Raw genomic sequence first — 16,395 nt, forward strand, 5'->3', positions numbered from 1 at the left:
TGGTTTGACCGCTGGCTGGGACAAGGGGAACATTTTCAGCATCCGGCAGTAGCCACCTGCATCAAAACGATGCGAAACTGGCGAACGGAGATCGTCAATTATCACTCCTGTCGGTGGACCAATGCGGCGGTTGAAGGAAGAAACAACCGAATGAAAGCCTTTCAACGCCGACATTACTTCACCCGGAACCGGGAACGTTACGTACAAGGACTTCTGGTCGAATGTAACCGTGAACGATTTGGTACATAAAGTCAAGCACTAACTTTGATGTTGAGCCATAAAATTTTTTTTAGATTAGAGTGCTTACGGTTGTGGCCAACTGAATCGATGCACTTTACATCTGCTAGGACAAGCACCGTTTCCCTCAACTTTCGTTCAAATACCTTATCGATCAACGAAAAACCTTTCTATGACTATCCTCCAACTCATCGGTCGGGAACGATCCCATAACCCTCAAGTCCGTAAAGTGTACGAAACGACGCACTGTGCGCACTTGCATTACATACTTGTTCCATCATGTATAATTACCGTTATAATTTGGAATATGATAAATCCCAAAACCACAAAAAGGAGGCCACAATGAACAAATTTTTTCTGGGTCTTGTGTGTGGAATAATTCTTGCTGTATCAACAACGGTAGCTGCTTCTTCGATTCAAGCGGTCTTGTTTCCAACGGTACTTCATTTTCATGTGAATGGGGAACTCAAGCAAGTCGATGGAACAGGCGACAACATTGTTTTAAGTTACAACAATAAAGCCTACATTCCATTGCGGTTATTTGCTGAAAATTCGGGAGCGACCGTCGATTATCGTTCAAAAAGCGATTCGGATGGCGAGAAAAGTCAAATTGACGTGTATTTAGCAGAGGATCAGCTGTTTACAATCCACGATCCGCAGGGCTATATCAGCATTGGAAACATTCAAACCCACTTCTCCTCTGACCAAAACTTTGTCAGTGGTCTTCTTAAAATCAATAAATCGTTCGATTCACGTAAAATCAGCCTAGATATAAAAACAAACGATAACGAATATCGAACGGACTATTTTGCCATTTCCAATCCGGAAAATCAAGAGCTTCAGGCTGGAGATGTCAGGGCATTCACAGCTTACTTAAGCTCTTCCAAAGCATTAAGCGATGCAGATCAGACCATACAGTCCATTTCTGTGCAAAGTGAAGAGTATGATTGGGAGGAAAGCCAGATCGAGCATAGACCCGGGGGGACTTTCGTACAAACACCTTTCAACGTATCCTTCGGCGTTCGAAGCTCACCTGTGGAAAAACGTGACGGAACGAATCTGATCTACAGCATTGGAGATCCGATTAATTACCGTTTTGCTGTAGGAACCACAGAGGATCAGCCTTTATTTTTGAGAAAGCCGCTAGCGTTTTCGTTGGAAATCGTTGATGTAAATCGTCAAAAAGTCATTTGGTCGGGATCAACGAAAGCACTTCATCCTATGGAATTTCCATCGTGGCAAAAGTATGAGACATTGATTTTTTCCTGGAACCAGCGTGATTCTAACGGAAATCCTGTACCGCCAGGCAAATACATGGCGCGTGTTGTAGGTGATGCTGCCATTCAATATTCCGAAGAACTGACGTCGCCGATTCAAACTCAAGAAATAGATACAACTACCTTAAATCGCGGTGGTCAAGTTATCGTGATTGAGCCCAATTAGTTACCGCTTTTAAATGGCACAGACAGCGTGTGAAATCATGATGACGTGGCAATGACTTCCTGCGAGGATGGCAGCCTGCGGCTTAATTGGGTCCAACAGGTCTGGAGAAGCGGCAGCGATGCCGAGCTAACGCTGGCCACAAAGCTTATTTCGCTCGAAAGGACCGATGTGGGATTGTAACGCTGATCAGTACCCTTATTGGACATTCAGGGCGATCGAAATTGAGATTTTTGTCAAATAGCGCGGCTCAGCTTCCTTATAGTTTCATAAACGCTGTATTCATGGAAATAGTGCTTGTCATCAGCGTTAGCGTTTCATAGCGAATCAGAAGGCCCACGTCCAGGCGGAGATTATTTTGTTAAGCACTTTTTTCGGTATTGCGCCAAATCATTGGGATTCAACCGCATCGGCGGTAGTGGCACCGGCAGCAGAGGTCAAACGATTGATATTAATTTCACGATAGAGCGGCTGGATAAGGCGATGAAAAAGAAGTCGGAGCACGATCAGTACATAAACAAGTTGGGCGATGAATACGCAGAGATCAAGTCGGTTTGGAGCAAGCTTTCCGCTGAAACCGACCGGTTATGAAGGTTACTTGGAGAAAAATCATGCATCCCAAAAAAATCTCAAAAATAATGTTGAAAGCCAGCAGGGAATATAGTAGTATGGTCTCATAAACCGTTCTAGTAAACCGGTTTATCAACGAATAGAAACGTCATCCATGAGATCCTCTCGTTATTCTCACAAATTTGCGCGAATAACGAAAGCGGTTTCTTGATGGGCGAATCCTGAAGGGGGATCTGGATCGGAAAAACAAGCCATACTACGTAGACAAAAAATGAAATGAACAAAAGCACATGTTATGAGGAGGAGAACGATGAAAGCATTTTGGGGTAAAGCAGTGGTTTTTCTTGTCGCGTTAACGATGGTCCTCACTGCCTGCGGCGGGAACGGTACGAACACGGCGGGCAATTCGAATGACGGCAATAAGGGCGGAGGCTCCAACGGGCCTGTCGAGATTACGTTCATGAACTCCAAAGGCCAGATCCAGGCTGCCGTTGAAGAAGCGGCGAAGACGTTTATGGCGAAATATCCGGATATTAAAGTCAATGTGATGACTGTAGCCAGCGGCCAGTCTCCATTTGAAAGGGCTTCAATTCTGTATTCGTCGGGAACGCCGGCCACGCTCAGCATGCTGGACGCCGGCGACATTGTCAAATTCGAGGACAAGGCGCTCGATCTGTCCGGAGAAAAATGGGTCGGCGATCTGCTGCAGAAGAACGGTTCGAAAGTCGCCTTCCCGTTTGCGGTCGAAGGCTACGGCCTCGTGTACAACAAGCAAGTGCTGGACAAGGCGGTTGGCGGCTCTTTCGACCCGAAGTCCGTTCGTACGACATCCGATCTGGAAGCGTTATTCCAAAAGATTGAAGCGTCCGGGACGGCACCGCTCATCATCGGCGCGATGCCTTGGTCGCTCGGCAATCATTTTCTCCCGATTTCCTATGTATCTCAATCGTCCGATGTTCCGACGTTCCTAAGCAATCTGAGCTCCGGCAGCGCAGGCTTGGCGGATAACGCCGCGTTCAACGGACTGCTCGACACCTTCGATATGATGAAAAAATACAACGTGAAAAAAGACGATCCGATGGCCGTAACCGCAGACGATATCGCCGCGGCGGTGGCTAAGGGCGAAGCCGCCTTCACCTTTAACGGAAACTGGATGATCAGCCAATTGGATGCCGCGCAGCCGGGCGGCGAGTACGGGTTCCTTCCGGTGCCCGTCAGCAACAATGCCGACGATCCGCTGAACGCGAAGATTCCGGTAGGCGCGACGAAGCAAATCTTCATCGACAAGGTCGGAAGCACGGAAGCGCAGCAGGAAGCGGCCAAGAAATTTTTGAACTGGATTGTGTACGAAGCGGAAGGACAAGATTTCCTAGTCAATAAAGCTAGCATTCTGCCCGCCTTCAAGAACATCACCTTGGAGCCGAGCGATTCCTTGGCCAAATCCATTCAGACCTACATGAATGCTGGCCAGACGCTGGACTTCGGCGCGAACTACGTGCCCGGCGACCATTCCAAATCGGTCGGGGCCTCGATGCAGAAGTATCTCGCCGGCGCCGCAGACCGTGCCGGTCTGATTGCCGATCTCGAAGCCTACTGGAAAAGCAAAAAGTAACCGGTATTTGGAGGCAAAGCAACCCGGAAGAGGTGGGAGCGAAGCATTCCCTTCCATCTCTTCGTTTTTTTTAAAACAATACTCTAGGAGTGGGGCAGAGTCCAAATGACCTCGGAAAAAAGTGTGCTGAAGCGATGGGGCAACCAGCTCCTGTATACCGGGCCGACGATATTGATTTTTGTGATGGTCATGATCGTCCCATTTCTTTACGGAATTTATTTAACCTTATTCAAATGGGACGGCATTTCTACGGATATGGCGTTTACGGGGTTAGGGAACTATGTCGGCGTGATCAAGGATGCAGCATTTTGGAAATCGGTCTGGCTCACCGTCAAATACGTTGCCGCTACCGTGATTTTGATCAATGGCTGCGGATTTTTGCTGGCGTATCTGATCGTATCCGGATTGAAGCGCCAAAATCTCGTTCGCGCGGTCTTTTTCTCCCCCAGCTTGATCGGCGGACTGGTTTTAGGTTTCCTGTGGCAATTTTTATTCAACCAATTTTTCGTCAACATCGGGCAAAAGTATGAGATCGCTTTGTTCAGCAAATCGTGGCTCGGCGATCCGAACAAGGCCTTCTGGGCGCTGGTCGTTGTCACGGTATGGCATTATGCCGGTTACATGATGGTCATATTCATCGCCGGTCTGATGAATGTTCCCAAAGATTTGATCGAAGCCAGTTCGATGGATGGAGCCGGCAAGTGGCGTCAATTGATTCATATCACGCTGCCTTTAATGGTGCCTTCGTTCATCGTGACAATCTTCCTTTCGCTGCAAAGAGGCTTTATGGTCTACGATCTGAATTATTCGCTCACGGAGGGCGGCCCTTACGGAAGCACGGTGCTGGTATCCATGCACGTGTTCGACAAAGCGTTCCGAAGCTATGATTACGGCCTGGGACAAGCGGAAGCCTTCGTGCTGTTCTTTATTGTCGCCACGGTCACCATGCTGCAGCTGTATTTCAGCAAGAAGAAGGAGGTAGAGATTTGATGGGCGTGCTTTCTTCCGCCAGGCGCGGTTTCGTCTTGGTTCTGCTGGCCGTCGCGCTGATCGTCAGCATCTTCCCGTTCGCCTTGCTGCTGCTCAACTCCTTCAAATCCAATGCGGAAATCATGGCTTCGCCGTTTTCCTTGCCGACGTCGATCGGCTTCGATAATTTTAAAATCGCGATGGAGCAGATGCATTATTTCCGAAGCTTCATGAACACCAGCGTCATTACGTTCACCAGCATATTAGTAATTCTAATCTTATCGGCGATGACCTCTTATCAATTCGTTCGCCATCCGTCGCGGATCAACACGACGCTGTTTATGATGATGGTCTCTTCGATGATCATTCCTTTTCAGGCGATTATGATTCCGCTGGTCAGCGTCTATGGAAGACACTTGGGTTGGATTAGCGCGATGCCGCAGCCGACGCTGATCTTCATGTATATCGGATTCGGCAGTCCGCTGGCGGTGTTTATTTATCACGGCTTTATTAAAAGCATCCCGCGGGAGCTGGAGCAAGCTGCCTTTATCGACGGATGCGGACGCAATCAGACGTTTTTCAAAATCGTGTTTCCGATTCTGCTGCCTACGTCCGTCACCATTGGGATTTTGCATACCTTGTGGATATGGAATGACTTCCTGCTGCCGCTCATTGTCCTGCAGAACGCAGGCAAGGACAGCCTCACGCTGCCGCTGGCGATCCAGGTGTTTAAAGATATTTACTCCACCGATTATGCCAAGTTTTTGCCCGGTATTTTGCTGACGACGCTGCCGGTTCTCTTGATTTATTTGTTCGCTCAGCGCTACGTCATTCAAGGGATTTTACAAGGTTCCGTCAAGTAGCGTCACATCAACACACAGAAGAGAGAGATTGCATTGGATAAGAGATTGGATGTTATAACCATAGGAGACGGCATGGTGACGATGAATCCCAAAAGCCGGGGGCCGCTTCGCTTTGTCGGTGATTTCGAACGGAAGGTTGGCGGCGCCGAGTTGAACCTGGCGATCGGATGCGCCCGTCTTGGCCTGCGAACCGGTTGGATCAGCCGGCTCGGCAACGATGAGTTCGGCAAGTACATTTATAATTTCGCCAGAGGCGAGGGCATTGACGTCACCCATGTGGAATTGCTGGACGGTTATCCTACATCCGTCAATTTCAAGGAAATTCGCGAGGACGGTACGGGAAGCACCTTTTACTACAGAATGAACTCGCCCATGCTGACGATGACGGCGGACCATTTGCCGGAGGAGGAGATTAAGCGCGCCAGGATTCTTCATCTGACCGGCGTTTTTTCCGCCATTAGCCGCCACGATATGTCGGTAATCTACAGGGCGATTGAAATAGCCAAAAACAACGGCGTGCTGGTGGCCTTCGATCCGAACATTCGCCTGAAGTTGTGGTCGAAGGAGGAGGCCAGACAATGCCTGGGGCCGCTGCTCCCTTCTGTCGATATTATGCTGACGGGACAAGACGAGGCCGAGCTGCTGCTTGGCGTCAGCGACCCGGATGACATCATTCGGAGCTTCGCCGAGATGGGGATCCGGCGCATTGCCATCAAGCGTGGAGCGGAAGGCAGCATTGGCTACGATAACGGACAGCGAATCAGCAAGCCTGCTTTGCCGCCGAATGCCATCGTGGATACGGTAGGAGCCGGGGACGGATTCGATGCCGGGTTTCTGCTGGGCGTTGTTAAGGGGTGGCCGCTCGACAAGGTCATGACCTTCGCCAATGCGGTAGGCTCGATGGTGGTCAGCGTATCGGGAGACAACGAAGGATTGCCGTTCTATGAAGAGGTGCTGCAGAAGCTCGGCTTGGAACAAAGGATTGGGCGATGAGCATGCGTTGAACAAGAAAGCGGGTGAATTGATGAAACTGCAATTGGCGCTGGATCGGTTGACTCGAGCGCAATGCGGGGAGATCGTTGCCGAGGTGCGGGACCTTATCGATATTCTCGAAATCGGCACCGGGGTGATCAAGCAGTACGGCGTCGGCATCATTGCCGATGTGAAGCAATCCTATCCGGATTTGCCCATACTGGCCGATATGAAAACCTGCGACGCCGGCAAGCATGAGACGGTACAGGCCTTATCCGCGGGAGCGAGCCTAACGACGGTGATGGCTTTTTCGGATGAACGAACGATCGCGGATTCCCTGGAAGCCGCTCGCCGGTCCGGCGGGCAAGTGATGATCGATTTGCTCGGCGTTCACGAGGAGCAGGCGATTATTCGATTATACGAGTTGGGCGCTCGTCTGTTCTCCGTGCATGTCGGGAAGGACATGCAGGGCAGTCGTGATGCAGAGCGGCGGGCGGCGGAAACGGCCGCATTGCTGCACCGGTTGGCAGATGCGGGATTTGCCTATGCGGGAGGCGTCTCGGCGGATTCGATCGAAACCGTCGCTGCGTACAGACCGGATATCGTCATCGTCGGCAGTGCCATCACCGGAGCCGATTCTTACAGGGCTGCCGCACAGACTATCAGAAAGAAGATGATCGAAGCCTATGAAAGCTTTGCTTGACGCGATAAGCCGCGAAGTCACTGAAGTATTGGCGCATGTTAGCGAAGAGGAATTTCTCGCCTTTGGGGCTAGCCTTCGTAAGGCGGAGCGTATTTTTGTAGCCGGAGAAGGGCGGTCCGGATTGATGGGCAAAGCGTTCGCCATGCGCCTAATGCACGCCGGATATGATGCCTTTGCCGTTGGGGAGACGATTACGCCGAGCATAGGCCCCGCGGATGTGCTTGTCGCCATCTCCGGCTCCGGCACGACGGAAACCGTGCATCTGTACGCCAGTCAGGCCCGGAAGAGCGGCGCCTCCGTCCTGCTCGTGACCACCAACCGGCACTCGAAAATAGCAGAATACAGCGACGGTACGCTTCGCATTCCGGCGGCCACCAAAAAGAGGCTGGAGGACGAGCCGCCTACGATTCAGCCCCTGGGGAATCAGTTCGATCAATGTCTGCATCTGCTGCTGGATGCCGTCGTAATTCATTTGCTGAGCGAATCCAATCGTCATGGCGATCGGGAGCTGGCTCAGCGTCACTCCAACCTGCAATGAGGTGAATGGATGAAACTGTACAACAACGTCGAATTGCCGAAAGTGTGGCCTCCTGTGTACCGGGAAGTCAATCTGGACAAACCGCTGCCGTCGGAGCATAGAGCGTATTGGCCGGATGTGGTCGATATATCGATCGGGCGCCAGCTGTTCGTCGATCGCTTTTTGATTGAATACACCGACTTGTCCACCGTGTACCATCAGCCGGTACTGATGGAACAGCCCGTGTTTCAGCCGAAGACGCCGCTCGAAATGAACGACGGGTACTGCACCTGCGCTTGTCCGTTCAATGACGGTATTTTTTACGACGATGCCGACAAGAAATTCAAAATGTGGTATCAAGCCGGCTGGTTTGACGGGATCGGCTACGCCGAAAGCGCGGACGGCATTCATTGGCAGCGCTTGTCCGAGCTGGACCCGAGCCGCAAGGACGATCGGGTCATCCCCAGGCAGCCTGGCGCTCTGCGCGACGGATCGGCCGTGTGGATCGACTATGAAGCCGCAGACCCTGACGAAAGATACAAAATGCTCGTGTTTTATCGAAAGTACGATTTCGACGTGAAGTACTATCATCAGATGCCCAAGCATTTTCATGACGTTCCCGGCTCCTTGCCGCCGCTCGAGACGATCCAGCTGTACAAGTCGGCGAATGGCATCGATTGGACGGAGGCCGGCGAAACGACGCTTTCCGGAGATAATAGCACCTTTTTCTACAACCCGTTCACCAGAAAATGGGTGTTCAGCCTGCGCACCTTCTCCTCCTTGGACGGCCGGGTCCGAACGCGAGGGTATTACGAGACCGACGATTTCTTCAAGGGAGCAAAGTGGAAGGAAGAGGATGTCCGCTTCTGGGCCCGCACCGATATTTACGATGCACCGGATCCAAAGCTGGGTTATTATACGCAGTTGTACAACCTGGACGCCACTCCTTATGAAAGCATCATGCTTGGTGTATACAGCGTTTTTATGGGCCCGCCCAACCCGATTTGCGAGCTGACGGGAACGCCCAAGATTAATGATCTGAAGCTGGCCTTCAGCAGAGACGGCTTCCATTGGGAGCGGCCGACGTATGACAATTTCATCTCGTCTTCGCGCGAGCCCGGCTCGTGGAATTACGGTTATGCGCACTCTCCGAACGGCGTCTGTCTCGTCGTCGGCGACGAATTGTATTTTTACGTTTCGTTTTTCTCCGGACAATCCCCCCAGTTTGGAACCCATGAGTATTCGGGTGGCAGCGTCGGCCTGGCCAAGCTAAGGCGGGACGGCTTTGCCTCATTGACGGATGAGGGGAAAGGCGGGTATATATTAACTAAGAAACTGCAGTTCCAAGGCAGCCATCTCTTCGTCAACGTCGATTCTGCCGCGGGGGCGATCTGCGCCGAGCTGCTGGATGAAAACTATAACGTCATCGACGGCTTCTCCCGATCGGATTGCATTCCCTTGTCGGTCGACAGCACTCAGGTGCAGCTCTTATGGAAGGAGCGGGAATTGAAAGAGCTCGGGCAGCGCATGATCCGCATTCGTTTTTATTTGGACAATGCACACTTGTACTCGTTCTGGATCGCCCGAGAGAGTGACGGACGCAGTCACGGATACATGGCTGCAGGCGGACCCGGATTTCATCATGGAAGAGACCAGTTGAACAAATAATGGATGGCGGATACGACAATACCACGCTTCAGGAGGAATGAACGATGGCCAGAAAAAAAGCTACCCTTCTCGACGTGGCGCAAAAGGCCAACGTCTCCAAAAGCACCGTATCTCAATATTTAAACGGGCGGTACGAATATATGTCGGCCGACACGAAGCAGAGAATCCAGCAGGCGATTGAGGAGCTGGGCTACCAGCCGAATGTGCTGGCAAGAAGTTTGAAGCAGAAAACAACGGCAACGATCGGCGTCATTGTCGCGAATTTGCTTCATCGGTTTACTACCGAAATTACCCGGGCGATCGAAGATTACTGCCATATGTACGATTATCATGTCATCATCTGCAATACCGATGAAGATCCGGCCAAGGAAAAAAAATATATCGATATGCTGCGGGCCAAGCAAGTGGACGGCGTCATTATTATCCCGACCTGCCGCAATGATGAGGTGTATAGGCAGTTGGCCCAAGACCATTACCCGGTCGTATTGCTCGATCGTAAAGTGGAAGGAGTGCCCTTTCCTACGGTAGTGATGGACAACATCCATTCTGCCTATGTATGCACATCGCATCTGATCGATCGGGGCCATCGGAACATCGCGATCATTACCCCTCCGACGAATATCAGCACCCGCGCCGAGCGCATTCAGGGCTACCGTGCCGCGATGCAAGACCATGGCATAACTGGCAATGATCAATACGTCAGAAGCGTTCCGATTCGCGAGGTCGCTCAGCAGGTCCGCGAGCTTCTGCAGCTGGAACAGCCTCCTACCGCTTTGCTGGCGGGGAACGATCTCGTGCTGATGGAAGTATTGCCTTACCTGCTGGAGCAGAAGGTTCGGATTCCGGAGGATCTGGCATTGGTAAGCATTGACGATGTCGAGTTCGCCAAGTTTATCAGCCCTCCGCTTACAACGCTCAAGCACCCGGCTGTGCAGATGGCCTATAAGGCCGCCGAGCTGCTGCTGGAGCAGACCAAGAACAAGGCGGCCCTTGCGCCGGAAATTCATTCGTTCAGCGGCACGCTGCAGGTCAGACAGTCCTGTGGCCCCCATCAGGTGCCTTCTGCCAAGTGAATAAGAGCGTGAGCGCGCTGCTCGGAAAACGGTGGCGGCCCATCGAGCCCATAGGTCGCACGTGCGGATAGAAGCCCCTTCGCCATGGCAGGCGGAGGGGCTTTTGGTTGCGCGGCCGGCAGTTGGCAGGGTAACGTCATCGACGTCCGATTGATGCGAATCGGCGAATCAACCGCGGCGCCAGAGCTAACGACTGTCACAAAGCTTAATCAGCTCGAAATGACCGATTTGGGATTGTAACGCTTGCAGGTAACCTTAAATTGCAGTTTTGGCTGCAGAAACCGGGGGTTCTGGAAAAATAGCGTTAATCCGTTTCGTTATATTTTTTAAACCGTCAGATTCATCGAAATAGCACTCGTCATCAGCGTTAGAGTCATCCCGTCATGGCGATCCGGGAGACTGCAGGGCAATTCAAGTGTCCATCGTCAAACCTTCCGGATCTCATATTCAAGTGGCGTCATGAAAAATGATGCCCAGGCTGTATCGCGTGCCCGATGTGACCGTACCGACGCCATGCCGCAGGGTGACCCGGTAATACCCGCGCGTTCCCTGCACAGGTCGTTGTTGGGTTGGAAAAATCAGCCCTTCGCCTTGATTCAGCGTAATGACGTGCCCTCTGTCTTTGCGCCCGCGGCCGCTGCTCCACGAGCAAAAATTCGCCGCCTTCGTAATCCACGCCCCGCTGATTGAGAACAAACACGACTTGAAACGGAAAGAAGACGTCCCCATACAAATCCTGATGGAGACAATTGTACCCGCCCGCTTCGTATTTCAGGATCAATGGAGTCGGGCGGCATTGCCCTGCTTGATGGCATTGATCCAAAAAGGCGGCCAGCGCCTCCGGATACGCAGCCGGCTGGTTCAACTGCTCCTGCCAACGGTTTGCCGTTCTGGCCAGCCCGGGGTACAGCTGTTCCCGAAGCTGCTGAAGCAGCGCCGGAAGCGGCGCGTCGTAATACTTGTATTCTCCGATGCCAAATCGGTATCGCTGCATATCGATCTTTTGCGATACAGCGATGCATCTTCATAGCCGACGATCAGGCGGCTGCACGCTTCCTCGCTAATCAAGCGCGGCAGCTTGGCGTAGCCCTGCTCATCCAGCGTCTGATCCAGCTCATTCCAGTTCAAATCGGTTGCGGAAAGGGGATGGATATCAGGCATGATCAAGCTCCTTTGCTTCGCGGGAACGTATGCTCTAGCTCCAGCGAGTGGATTTCATTTCGATTGCGCCGCGGCGGCCCGCCAACGCCCCGTTTTGGCCGAAAATGCGGTGATACAGCATCGTGATTAACAGGAGATTGTCGCTAATGGCAGCACCGACCGTCAAAACGAGGCCGTTCCTACTCCCTAGTATACCCTGTAAATCCGCAGGTAAGAGCAGTGGTTGAATGAAAGAGCAAGATTGCGAAATAGGCGAGGGAATGGGAATACGACGGGTCAACGGAACCTCGTTTATCTAAGAATCGTCATATTTCTATAAAAGATGGAAAAGGGAGCAGGGATGGTGGGGTGATGGGGTTGCGTTTATTAGGGCCGGTTCTGTTGGTGGCCGCCGTGCTTGCGGCTTGTTCGATGGATACAGTGTCAGTCAGGCCATCGATTTCCATACAAGACCCGAATGTTGAAGGGAAAGTTCCGGCTTTGTTTATGAGTGTGGCGAAGGAATTGCAGGCAAGTCCCGTTCCCGTTTTAGTGCCTGAAATCTTGCCGAAAATTGGGAACCCCGGTGCGCGTCATGCTATCAAGGTGACGACCTCTGCAGACGGGTACGAAATCATCATTTATGAGGAAACGGACTCATCTAATAAAGACGGGGGAATCACGGTGTCGGCGATGCGAGCCATATTGTCGGGAAAAGTCGCGCCCGATTATCGCCCGGCTGAAGAGGTTATGGATGGATTGAAGAAGCATCTGAAATATAGCAGTTCGATTGTCGTTGGTGAAACGCCAACGACCCTATACCATGAAGCTGAAACAAAAACCAATGCCGTTCCCAGCGATATGGTTGTATGGCAAGAGGGGAATTGGCTGCTGACGACTCAAGGGGAGCCGAACGATATCGGCCAGCCGATCGATCAAGTGCCTGAAAATACGTCGATCGGTTTGGCTCAAGAGTTGTTAGGGCTGATGAAGCAGCTTGAAGGAAAGGAAATCAAGCAAGGCTACATTTCCGGACAGCAGGCACCGAAACGAACATTACATATGGAATGGACGTATGATGACCGAGTCTGGTATTCGATAGACAGTCCGGATTGGGAATATGTGTTTCATGCAGCGAATCGTTTAATTGAAATTCGGATTTAATGGTTTTGTTTTTTTGCTCCCCACTCACATAACTGTTCCAAAACGGGCAATAGCGTTTCCGTTTTATCGGTAAGACGGTACTCGACTTAGGAGGAACTTGAGGATACTCTTTCCGTTCCACTATGCTCGCGCCCATCGTTCGGCTTTTCAAGGAATACGTGGAACAACATCGGCCGGCCGGCAGCCTCATCGGCATAACATACCTGGCATATCTCGATCAGTTGATCGAAATTAGCGCCGTCGCACACGCGGACTAATACGGCCACTACGGTCGGTAAATTACCAAAGTAGCCGGGATTCGAAAAGGCTCGGGCCGCTATTGGCGCGAAGACGAAGCGGCGTCGCAAAAATGCTGACTTTTCATCGTCCATCGTCATACACTGAAATCCGGCACCATACACTGTCGCAAAACTCTCTCTCGAAATTCGCTGATCGCGAGGGAGTTTTGCGACAGAAATAACGACTCCAGAACTTAAAAGAGGATATTGTATAGGGCCCCGTGTTGGTAGCACGGCTCTCGCCGTACTGTTATTATTCCTAACGCTCAATCCGAAGATTTGTATTCGTTAATCAACATATTATATACAATTTTTTCAATATAAAGAAGACTTTAGTCCTATATGAAAATATCGATAAATATATTACTATGAAATGGTAATACATATTTTAGAAAAGGAGATGAATTTATCCGATGTTTAAAGTTAAATCCAAAATCGTAATCGCAACATTGTCGGCAACCATGCTAGTATCTGCATTTTCCCCTCTCACTGCACTAGCCTCACCAAATCCGTATGAAAACCAAAATCAGAATTTATCGCCGGTGACTGCTTTTCCTACTCAGACTGATATTCAACCCCAAGCGAAAGCTAAAATTGCCAAAAAAGCCCTTGAACAAATGCTCAAGGCATTAGATAATAAAGACAACATCGAAGCAATTAAAAGTGCCATGAGAAATGTTGGGCTAGGCAAGCATACTGGTAAGATTGACTCCGCGGTTGATGGAATGAAGAATGAAATTAAATGGTTACTTGACTGGCAGGAAGTCACAATGCAGAATCTCAAGGACAAGCTGTCTGGAGCATTATACGATGCCGGATTACCTCTTTCAGCAGCTCGCCTTATTGCTAATGTTGTTATTGAAGTATTATTATAAGGAATGTCTGACGGAGACTGGTATAATTGATGAATGAAGAGAACTTAGAACAAAAGGTTGCGCGGCTAGAGCAAAAGGTTGAACGGCTTGAATACTATATCCATCTACTTCGCGATTTGTCTTTAAACCCCGAAGCATATGTACTTTGGGACTATATAATGACGGAAGAGCTTAATGAAATGCAAGCACATGAAATGATGACGATTTTTAGTAAGCATGTAAAGGTACTTCGGAAGCTCGATGGAAAGCAAGAAGATATGGCGCCATATTGGGATGATTTGGCTCAAGATCTAAAGCCATTATTCGAACAATTCAAATGGCGAACCGATCGGGAGTCGATTCTAAGAGTCGTTTTAAGAGCATCAAAATTACCACATATGTTTGAACTCAACAGACTCGTCACGTTTGCGCAGAATCTAAAAGAATAGATAGATAGAGGAGCTTTGAGATAAGAAGCTCCTCTTTTGAACTTCTACTTTCCCCTTCCATTTCCCGTTGCAGTGATTGCTGAAATTGGCAGGATAATTTTGGCAACTCGTCGAATATAAGTTATAGAGCAACCGCATCTTGTTTCAACTTCAATCCGTACAAATGGGAGGGCGCCTTCATGAACAACGAGGGTTACTTATGGATTGATTCGCTTCTTAAAATGCACTATTACCAATATCGCGAGCTTGTTATGTCACCAAACGATACGGAGCTGCTCGTGACCTTTGGGAATAGCGATATGCCGCACGAAGAATATGCATTGGAGAATCGGAATCGATCCATATGGAAATTGCATTTAACGGGTGAGGCCGTACCATTAACGGGACCTGAAGAACAGGATTCGCACAGTCCGTGTTTCTCCCCGGACGGGAATCGCATTGCATTTCTTTCCAAGAAGTCAGGCGATAAAGAAATATGGATGATGGATAAGGATGGGGCGAACAAGCGTCAATTAACGTTTTCCCATTTCGAGGGCGCAGATCCCTTTAACGATGCCATGCTGAGCTGGTCACCGGATAGTAAGTACATTCTGTATACGGCCTTGCCGAATGGAAGCAGGTATGGTCAAAGATATATCGTGGAGCGGCAGATAGGTTCGAATTTAGAGGACATTGAAGTGATTGCCGAATGGTCCGATGAAATAAAGCTTTGGCAAAAGAAATTAAAACCCACCGTATCGGTCTTATATCGATTGGATATAAGCACAGAGCAAACCGAGCCGCTGCTTACTCAACAAGGTACGGTGGTTAAAATTGTTGGCTGGTTTGACGATAAAGACGTATGCATCAAGCATGGAAAAGTTCTGAGGCGACTGAACGTCGAAAGTAAAGAGGTCTGCGACATTTATTCGGGAAGAGTGGACGTCGCCCGATTATTACCTTCCGGCGAGCTCTTATTTGCCAACCTGTCTTCCCCCAACGAAATTGTCATTACATCATTGCTCCATGGAGAGGCAGCGCCAAAAGGGAAAGTAAGTGTACCTGGCAATGTCCATCTTCACTGTTGGTCGCATGATGGATCCCGGCTCTATGTTTCCTCGCATCAGGGCGTATCCAATATTCTATATTCCGTGGATACGGCTAAATTGCTGGCAACGCCAATCACGGCGGAGAATCATGTCGTTCACAGCGTTTATCACCCATCGGGCCCGGTTAGCTTTCATAATAAAGCAGGCGTTATTTTTCCATACAGTAATCCGAGAGAACCTGCCGAGCTTCATAGTTCGCAAAGCGGCTCCATCCGAAAAATCAGTCATTTTAACGAATGGCCTCAACCGCTGCAAGTTCCTAACGTTCGAGTGATCAAATATCCAAGCGACGATTGGGAGATTGAAAGCCTTCTTGTCCTGCCTCCGGATTATGAGCCTGGCCGAAAATACCCCGCCTTAATTTATTTGCACGGGGGCCCCCTTGGCCGCGCCGGACTGATCGCCGTACACGGTCTCTACCGTGGAATCCAGATCGAGAATCAGCTCAGGTGGCAAGCAGGGTCGAATGATCTCTTGATTCAGCATCCGCAGTTCGTTAACCAAAGAGGGACAGAAACGACCTTGTACAACAGACTGTGATGCGGGCAGCGGCCGCCGAGAAAGCGCCTTAGCAGCGCGTCGCCTTGCAAACGACGGAAATGAAAAATCCGTTCGCAGCCAAGCATCCAGCCAACGATGAGATAGAGCAGAATACGGTAAACGGGGAAGAGTGAGTTACGCGCTTTGCCGCCGGAGAGGCTGCACATCGCCTCCGGCAGTTTGATTTTTTCGAGAAAGGCCAGGAAGATTTTGATGCCACCGCAGCTCGTTGCGTTTTGTAGTGAAAATTCATTAGAA

Annotated in this window: 15 protein-coding genes and 3 pseudogenes; 14 read left to right on the forward strand and 4 right to left on the reverse strand. The window is 50.3% G+C overall.

The features are described 5' to 3' along the window. The 11 genes from F591_RS30930 to F591_RS0125020 all read left to right on the forward strand — a co-directional run. Window positions 1-249, forward strand: a 249-nt coding sequence (locus tag F591_RS30930; protein ID WP_211217634.1) for a transposase, incomplete at its 5' end; no start/stop codon positions are given. Window positions 250-579: 330 nt separating this feature from the next. Then, complete coding sequence (locus F591_RS29815; protein ID WP_019537321.1) at window positions 580-1,680, forward strand: flagellar hook assembly protein FlgD; 1,101 nt, start codon at window positions 580-582, stop codon at window positions 1,678-1,680. Window positions 1,681-1,974: 294 nt separating this feature from the next. Then, window positions 1,975-2,268: a hypothetical protein gene (locus F591_RS29820; RefSeq protein WP_019537322.1), complete on the forward strand. Its 294-nt coding sequence runs from the start codon at window positions 1,975-1,977 to the stop codon at window positions 2,266-2,268. A gap of 289 nt (window positions 2,269-2,557) precedes the next feature. After that, window positions 2,558-3,859, forward strand: a complete 1,302-nt coding sequence (locus F591_RS0124985; protein ID WP_019537323.1) for an ABC transporter substrate-binding protein — start codon at window positions 2,558-2,560, stop codon at window positions 3,857-3,859. A gap of 105 nt (window positions 3,860-3,964) precedes the next feature. Further along, window positions 3,965-4,849, forward strand: a complete 885-nt coding sequence (locus tag F591_RS0124990) for a carbohydrate ABC transporter permease (protein ID WP_019537324.1) — start codon at window positions 3,965-3,967, stop codon at window positions 4,847-4,849. Further along, complete coding sequence (locus tag F591_RS0124995) at window positions 4,849-5,691, forward strand: carbohydrate ABC transporter permease (protein ID WP_019537325.1); 843 nt, start codon at window positions 4,849-4,851, stop codon at window positions 5,689-5,691. The genes F591_RS0124990 and F591_RS0124995 overlap by 1 nt, the downstream gene beginning before the upstream one ends. Before the next feature lie 33 nt (window positions 5,692-5,724). Further along, window positions 5,725-6,684, forward strand: coding sequence for a sugar kinase (locus F591_RS0125000; RefSeq protein ID WP_281166730.1), 960 nt, complete (start codon window positions 5,725-5,727; stop codon window positions 6,682-6,684). Window positions 6,685-6,715: 31 nt separating this feature from the next. Beyond that, the gene (gene hxlA, locus F591_RS0125005; RefSeq protein WP_040742522.1) at window positions 6,716-7,366 is read left to right on the forward strand and encodes a 3-hexulose-6-phosphate synthase; all 651 of its coding nucleotides are present in this window, start codon (window positions 6,716-6,718) and stop codon (window positions 7,364-7,366) included. Next, window positions 7,350-7,904 (forward strand): 6-phospho-3-hexuloisomerase, encoded by a 555-nt coding sequence (hxlB, locus tag F591_RS0125010; protein WP_026326891.1) that lies wholly within the window; start codon window positions 7,350-7,352, stop codon window positions 7,902-7,904. Before hxlA ends, hxlB begins: the two co-directional genes overlap by 17 nt. A 9-nt stretch (window positions 7,905-7,913) precedes the next feature. Beyond that, complete coding sequence (locus F591_RS0125015) at window positions 7,914-9,551, forward strand: hypothetical protein (RefSeq protein ID WP_019537329.1); 1,638 nt, start codon at window positions 7,914-7,916, stop codon at window positions 9,549-9,551. A 44-nt stretch (window positions 9,552-9,595) separates the two neighbouring features. After that, entirely contained in the window at window positions 9,596-10,624 is a 1,029-nt protein-coding gene (locus F591_RS0125020) for a LacI family DNA-binding transcriptional regulator (protein WP_019537330.1), read from the forward strand. 447 nt (window positions 10,625-11,071) lie between these two features. Here F591_RS0125020 and F591_RS29070 read toward each other — a convergent pair. Further along, window positions 11,072-11,785: pseudogene (locus tag F591_RS29070) on the reverse strand (2OG-Fe(II) oxygenase). Window positions 11,786-12,136: 351 nt separating this feature from the next. Here F591_RS29070 and F591_RS0125040 point away from each other — a divergent pair. Continuing rightward, window positions 12,137-12,928: a hypothetical protein gene (locus tag F591_RS0125040; RefSeq protein ID WP_019537333.1), complete on the forward strand. Its 792-nt coding sequence runs from the start codon at window positions 12,137-12,139 to the stop codon at window positions 12,926-12,928. Here F591_RS0125040 and F591_RS33150 read toward each other — a convergent pair. Continuing rightward, window positions 12,925-13,052 (reverse strand): annotated as a pseudogene (locus F591_RS33150) (winged helix-turn-helix transcriptional regulator); the annotation flags it as partial. The gene F591_RS0125040 and the pseudogene F591_RS33150 overlap by 4 nt on opposite strands. After that, on the reverse strand, window positions 13,015-13,305 hold the full coding sequence (locus F591_RS33155; RefSeq protein WP_245581130.1) for a hypothetical protein: 291 nt from the start codon (window positions 13,303-13,305) through the stop codon (window positions 13,015-13,017). The gene F591_RS33155 and the pseudogene F591_RS33150, both read right to left, overlap by 38 nt. A 314-nt stretch (window positions 13,306-13,619) precedes the next feature. Between F591_RS33155 and F591_RS0125050 the strand changes: the two genes are divergently transcribed. Together F591_RS0125050 and F591_RS0125055 are read left to right on the forward strand one after the other, a co-directional pair. Continuing rightward, on the forward strand, window positions 13,620-14,081 hold the full coding sequence (locus F591_RS0125050) for a hypothetical protein (protein WP_019537335.1): 462 nt from the start codon (window positions 13,620-13,622) through the stop codon (window positions 14,079-14,081). Between the two features lie 29 nt (window positions 14,082-14,110). Beyond that, window positions 14,111-14,509: a hypothetical protein gene (locus F591_RS0125055; protein ID WP_019537336.1), complete on the forward strand. Its 399-nt coding sequence runs from the start codon at window positions 14,111-14,113 to the stop codon at window positions 14,507-14,509. Window positions 14,510-15,975: 1,466 nt separating this feature from the next. Here F591_RS0125055 and F591_RS32160 read toward each other — a convergent pair. Beyond that, window positions 15,976-16,395, reverse strand: a pseudogene (locus F591_RS32160) (IS1380 family transposase); the annotation flags it as partial.

The organism is Paenibacillus ginsengihumi DSM 21568, assembly GCF_000380965.1.
Taxonomy (GTDB): domain Bacteria; phylum Bacillota; class Bacilli; order Paenibacillales; family NBRC-103111; genus Paenibacillus_G; species Paenibacillus_G ginsengihumi.

Coding starts and splice junctions, on each gene's coding strand:
- F591_RS29815 (WP_019537321.1), top strand. CDS start 580: ATGAACAAATTTTTTCTGGGTCTTGTGTGTGGAATAATTCTTGCTGTA.
- F591_RS0124985 (WP_019537323.1), top strand. CDS start 2,558: ATGAAAGCATTTTGGGGTAAAGCAGTGGTTTTTCTTGTCGCGTTAACG.
- F591_RS0124990 (WP_019537324.1), top strand. CDS start 3,965: ATGACCTCGGAAAAAAGTGTGCTGAAGCGATGGGGCAACCAGCTCCTG.
- F591_RS0124995 (WP_019537325.1), top strand. CDS start 4,849: ATGGGCGTGCTTTCTTCCGCCAGGCGCGGTTTCGTCTTGGTTCTGCTG.
- hxlA (WP_040742522.1), top strand. CDS start 6,716: ATGAAACTGCAATTGGCGCTGGATCGGTTGACTCGAGCGCAATGCGGG.
- hxlB (WP_026326891.1), top strand. CDS start 7,350: ATGAAAGCTTTGCTTGACGCGATAAGCCGCGAAGTCACTGAAGTATTG.
- F591_RS0125015 (WP_019537329.1), top strand. CDS start 7,914: ATGAAACTGTACAACAACGTCGAATTGCCGAAAGTGTGGCCTCCTGTG.
- F591_RS0125020 (WP_019537330.1), top strand. CDS start 9,596: ATGGCCAGAAAAAAAGCTACCCTTCTCGACGTGGCGCAAAAGGCCAAC.
- F591_RS0125040 (WP_019537333.1), top strand. CDS start 12,137: ATGGGGTTGCGTTTATTAGGGCCGGTTCTGTTGGTGGCCGCCGTGCTT.
- F591_RS33155 (WP_245581130.1), bottom strand. CDS start 13,305: ATGACGATGGACGATGAAAAGTCAGCATTTTTGCGACGCCGCTTCGTC.
- F591_RS0125050 (WP_019537335.1), top strand. CDS start 13,620: ATGTTTAAAGTTAAATCCAAAATCGTAATCGCAACATTGTCGGCAACC.
- F591_RS0125055 (WP_019537336.1), top strand. CDS start 14,111: ATGAATGAAGAGAACTTAGAACAAAAGGTTGCGCGGCTAGAGCAAAAG.